4 protein-coding genes and 1 pseudogene are annotated in these 5,477 nt (G+C 57.6%); all 5 read left to right on the forward strand.

From position 1 onward, the window contains the following. A partial coding sequence (locus V7680_RS14770; RefSeq protein WP_335654026.1) for a (2Fe-2S)-binding protein occupies positions 1 to 1,186 on the forward strand: 1,186 nt, incomplete at its 5' end. Next, positions 1,186 to 1,527, forward strand: coding sequence for a nitrite reductase small subunit NirD (gene nirD / locus V7680_RS14775; RefSeq protein WP_442955060.1), 342 nt, complete (start codon positions 1,186 to 1,188; stop codon positions 1,525 to 1,527). The genes V7680_RS14770 and nirD, both read left to right, overlap by 1 nt. Then, a complete protein-coding gene (locus V7680_RS14780) occupies positions 1,524 to 4,118 on the forward strand; it encodes a molybdopterin-dependent oxidoreductase (protein WP_335654028.1) in 2,595 nt (864 codons plus the stop codon). Before nirD ends, V7680_RS14780 begins: the two co-directional genes overlap by 4 nt. After that, positions 4,115 to 4,999 (forward strand): uroporphyrinogen-III C-methyltransferase, encoded by an 885-nt coding sequence (cobA, locus tag V7680_RS14785; RefSeq protein WP_335654029.1) that lies wholly within the window; start codon positions 4,115 to 4,117, stop codon positions 4,997 to 4,999. The genes V7680_RS14780 and cobA overlap by 4 nt, the downstream gene beginning before the upstream one ends. 313 nt (positions 5,000 to 5,312) lie before the next feature. Further along, positions 5,313 to 5,477: pseudogene (locus V7680_RS14790) on the forward strand (IS3 family transposase); the annotation flags it as partial.

Genomic DNA, 5,477 nt, shown 5'->3' on the forward strand with positions numbered 1-5,477 from the left:
CGGCGTTACCAAGGGACAGGTAGTCGCGTGCATCGACGGCGGTGCCAGCGACCTCGATAGCGTCCGCGCCGGTTGCAAGGCATCCGCCAGTTGCGGCTCCTGCACCGGCCTTGTTGAAAGCTTGCTCAGTATCTCCCTGGGTGACGATTATGGTGGTGCACGCACGGTTACACCGATGTGCAAATGCACCAGTTTCACCCACGAAGATGTTCGGCGCAATATCCTCGAGAAAGAGCTGAAATCCATTCCCCAAGTGATGCAGGAACTGCACTGGACCACACCGGATGGTTGCGCCTCCTGCCGCCCGGCACTCAACTATTATCTGCTGTGCGCGTGGCCAACGGAGCATCAGGAAGATCCGCAAAGCCGGTTCGTCAATGAACGGATGCACGCCAATATCCAGAAGGACGGCACCTATTCGGTGGTGCCGAGAATGTGGGGCGGGATTACCACGCCGGATGAACTGCGCGCGATTGCCGATGCCGCTGACAAATATCAGGCGCGCCTAGTGAAAGTAACCGGCGGTCAAAGGCTGGATATTTTCGGCATCAAGAAAGAGGATTTGCCCGCAATCTGGGCCGATCTCAATGCCGCCGGCATGGTATCGGGCCACGCCTATGGCAAGGCGCTGCGCACAGTGAAAACCTGCGTCGGCAGCGAATGGTGCCGCTTTGGCACGCAGGATTCGACCGGCCTCGGTATCAAGGCCGAACAGATGACCTGGGGCAGCTGGATGCCGCACAAATTCAAGATCGCCGTATCGGGATGTCCGCGCAATTGTGCGGAAGCATCGATCAAGGACCTCGGGATTATCTGTGTCGACAGCGGCTATGAACTGAGCGTTGGCGGCAATGGCGGGATTCACCTGCGTGGCACCGATTTCCTGTGCAAGGTCGAGACCGAAGAGGCTGCGCTGGAATATATCGCGGCGTTCATCCAGCTCTACCGCGAAGAAGCGCGCTATCTCGACCGGACGGCGCCCTGGGTGGAGAGGGTCGGCATGGACTATATCAAGGGTCGTATTGTGGAAGACGAGACAGGCCGCAAGGCGTTGCAGAAACGTTTTCTGTTCGCCCAGTCGGTGCATCAGAAGGATCCCTGGGCGGAGCGTGCTGCGGGCTCGGAGAGCCATCTCCACAAACATATCGCCGAAATCCGGCCCTTTGCTGTTCTGGAGCCTGCATGATGGCGAACGCAAAATGGATTGATATCGGCCCGGTCGAGCAGCTGCCTGCGCTGGGTGCCAGGACTCTGCCGGTACGGGGCGGTCAGGAAATTGCGATTTTCCGGACCTCGACCGGCGCGATCCATGCGCTGGCCAACAAGTGCCCCCACAAGGCCGGGCCGCTAAGCCAAGGTATCGTGCACGATACCAGCGTTACCTGCCCTCTCCACAATTGGCGTATATCATTGGTGACGGGCAAGGCTTTGGGCGAAGACAAGGGTTGTGTGCCTGTCATCCCGGTAAAAATTGATGCAGGCCGGATTTACATTGAACGCGCCGCCGCCTTGGTCGGGGTTATGTGACAAAGATTTGCACCACTTGCCCCTATTGCGGCGTTGGTTGCGGTATAGAAGCCGAAATCACCGGCGACCGTGAGGTAGTGATCAAAGGCGATTCCAAGCATCCGGCAAATTTTGGACGGCTATGCTCCAAGGGGACGCATCTGGCGGAAACGGTCAGTCTGGAAGGACGGCTGCTCTATCCGGAAATTGGCGGCGAGCAAGCGGAGTGGGGCCAGGCTCTCGATCTGGTCGCGAAGCGCTTTGCCGATACCGTGCGTGAACATGGCCCCGATAGCGTCGCATTCTACGTCTCCGGCCAATTGCTGACCGAGGACTATTATGTCGCCAACAAGCTGATGAAAGGCTTTATCGGCAGCGCCAATATCGACACCAACAGCCGCCTGTGCATGGCCAGCGCAGTCGCCGCCCATAGCCGCGCTTTTGGCGAAGATGTCGTGCCGTGCAGCTATGACGATCTTGATGCAGCCGATCTGATCCTGCTGGTCGGATCGAACACCGCATGGTGTCATCCGGTCATCTGGCAAAGGATCGAAAAAGCACGCGCAGAACATGGCACGAAACTGGTCGTAATCGACCCGCGTCGCACCGAAACAGCCGAATGTGCCGATCTTCATTTAGCGATACGGCCGGATGGTGATGTCGCGCTTTTCAACGCTCTTTTGCAGGAAATGAGGAATAGGGGCGCGCTCGACGAGGATTTTCTGCGCGACCATGTCAACGCGCCTGACCAATTCTGGAACAACGTCTCCGGCGATGCAGAAATGGCTGGTGTCGATCCGCAGTTGCTGGAGCAGCTCGCCGATCTTGTCACCGCCCATCCAAAAACAGTTACCCTGTTTAGCCAGGGTGCAAATCAATCGATCGGTGGCACCGACAAAGGCAATGCGATCATCAATCTGCATCTTGCGACGGGCAGGATTGGCAAGCCGGGCACGGGACCATTTTCGATAACCGGGCAGCCCAATGCCATGGGCGGGCGCGAGGTCGGCGGGCTTGCCTCGATGCTGGCCGCGCATATGGGGTTTTCCGATGCGGAATGTGATGCCGCGCAAACATATTGGCACAGTCCGACCATCGCACGGAAACCGGGCCGCAAGGCGGTCGACATGTTTCGCGATTTGCACGACGGGCGGATCAAGGCGATCTGGATCATGGCAACCAATCCGGCTGTTTCGATGCCGGATGCAGATTATGTCCGCGCGGCATTGAAGCGATGTGATTTCGTGGTGGTCTCGGATGTCATCGCCGAAACCGACACAACCGTGTTCGCACATGTAAAATTGCCGGCGCTTGCCTGGGGCGAGAAAGACGGAACCGTCACCAATAGCGAGCGGGTTATCAGCCGCCAGCGACCATTATTCGCAGCGCCCGGGCAAGCAAAAGCAGACTGGTGGATCATCCAGCAGGTCGCTCGCCGCATGGGCCATAAGGAGGCATTCTCATTCGAAAATGCAGCTGCAATTTTCCGGGAATATGCCGCCCAGACCGGCTATCGCAACGCGGGCAAACGGAAACTGGATTTGTCGGAATGGGCCACAACAAGCGATGCCGATTATGATGCCTGGACACCAAAACCCTGGGGCGGCGCATCACCGTTCGAAGATCGCAAGTTTTCTACGCCCGATGGCAAGGCCAGACTGGTGGCCGTTGCACCGCTAGCCCTCAGAGCGCATGATCCCGATTTCCCGCTAACCCTCAATACCGGGCGCTATCGCGACCAGTGGCACAGCATGACCCGTACCGGACTGAGTCCGCGTTTGTCCCAACATCGCCGTGAGCCACTCGTCGAGATACATCCGCACGACGCCATTGTTCGCGGACTGGACGAAGGCGGCCTTGCGAAGATCACCACGCCGCAAGGAGAAAGCATATTTCGGATTCAGATCACCGATGCCCAGCGGCAGGGCGAAATATTTGCACCGATGCACTGGACCGATCAGTGGAGCAATGGCGGCCGCGCAAACCGGCTTCCCGATCAGACCGTTGACCCCATATCCGGGCAGCCTGCGTTCAAGAATAGTTCCTGTAACATAACGGCAGTGGAACCCGAGTGGCGCGCGTTTCTGGTCTGTGCCAACCGTCCTGCTCTGCCTTCAATTCTTTATTGGACCAGCGCGAGAATCGCGGGCGGCTGGCTGGTCGAACTGGCCGGTGCAGGCAATATCGATCTGAACAGTCTGCTCCCGACTGGCGAGCGTATGGAGGCGGTCGATCTGCAGCGCGGTATGCGCAGAATTGCGGTTCGTAATGGAGAAGGTCGGTTGGCAGCAGCGCTGTACCTGACGCGCAAAGGGGATCTGCCTTCCCGTGACTGGATTGTGGTGCAGCTTGCCGGCGATGATCAGGCAGATGCAGCCTCACTTCTTGCTGCCCGGCCAAAAGTCGCCGGAGCGGACAAGGGTTCGACCGTCTGCGTTTGCTTCAATGTGGGGGCCAAACAAATTGCCAGCGCCATTGCCCGGCAATCTCTCATCAGTCTGGAAGAGGTCGGTACGGCTCTCAATGCTGGGACAAATTGCGGCAGTTGCCGCCCCGCAATAACAAGATTGCTGGCAGAATTGCACGCACCAAAACTGGAGGCCGCAGAATGAGCGAAATTATTATTCAGCCCGGATCCGTCTGGCTGGTTGGCGCAGGTCCCGGCGATCCCGATCTGCTCACCCGAAAGGCCGAGAAGCTTATCGATGCTGCGACCGTCATTTTCTACGACGCGCTGGTTGGAAAAGATGTTCTGGCACTGGCCCCTCGTCGAGCCAGACTTGTTCCCGTCGGAAAACGGTCCGGCCGCCATTCCAAGGACCAGCGCAGCATCAACGAGTTGCTGGTCGAAGCCGCATTGGTTGGCGAACGCGTAGTCCGGTTGAAAGGCGGCGATGCCGGTATTTTTGGCCGTGCTACCGAAGAAACCGAAGCGCTGATAGAACATGCAATTCCTTATCAAATCTGTCCGGGAATCACCGCTGCCTCGGCTGCAGCCGCCAGCGCCGGCATATCTCTCACGGTTAGAGGTCTCGCTCGAAAGCTGGTGTTCGTAACCGCCCATGCCCGCGCGGGCGAAGCGCTTGATCTGGATTGGGACGCGCTGGCTGATCCAAAGGCTACGCTGGCCATCTATATGGGCAAAGCGGCAGCCGCCACGATATCCCGCAAGCTGATCCGCGCTGGCCTGGCCAGTGATACGCCGGTCTTGCTGATAGAAAATGTGAGCCTGAAGGAAGAGCGGCAATTCAGCACACGTCTGGATTTACTGTCTATTTCCGTTCGTGCCGCCTTGGGTGATGGCCCCGCCGTGATGTTGATCGGAGAAGCGGTCAGGAAGCGGCAACATGTAAGTGGCTTTTCAACAGCATATGATCAAAAGCATTGTTTCGGCGTAAGGCTTCCGATCGCAGGGTTGTTAGGGGCATTTCTATTGTCTCCAACCATGCTCAGCGTCGCACTCACCATCGAACATCTCGCACTGATGGCGTAAAGCACCCGCTTTCGGGAAGCCGGTAGTTAGACTGACATGACCGAACCAAAGGCGTGATGCAGACACAATATCAGCCCGCAGCAAAAGCCCTAAGATGGAGCGCTGGCTGGACGCGCCTGTTGGATCCGCAACGGCTCTCACGCAGCTAAAGCGGATAATAGGCCCATGTTTGGAGCAATCTTCGGATCTACTGTTCACCTAGGATGGGTGAGAGGCTTCTTCCGCCTGTCCCCCGTCAGCGATCGATAGACAGATTAGCGTCATAGAATAAGGGAGTATTTTGGTTTCATTGTAGTGACTGTAAGGAACGAAGATGAAAGCAAAATACTCAAAAGCCCCCGCGGAGCGGGTGGTCAAGGATATCCGTAGAGCAACCCGCAAGCAATATAATGCGGAGGAGAAGATACGGATTGTGCTGGAAGGCCTGCGCGGCGAGGACAGCATCGCCGAGCTATGTCGCCGTGAAGGTATCTCTCAG

The sequence above is a fragment of the Parasphingorhabdus sp. genome (assembly GCF_036963705.1).
Classification (GTDB): domain Bacteria; phylum Pseudomonadota; class Alphaproteobacteria; order Sphingomonadales; family Sphingomonadaceae; genus Parasphingorhabdus.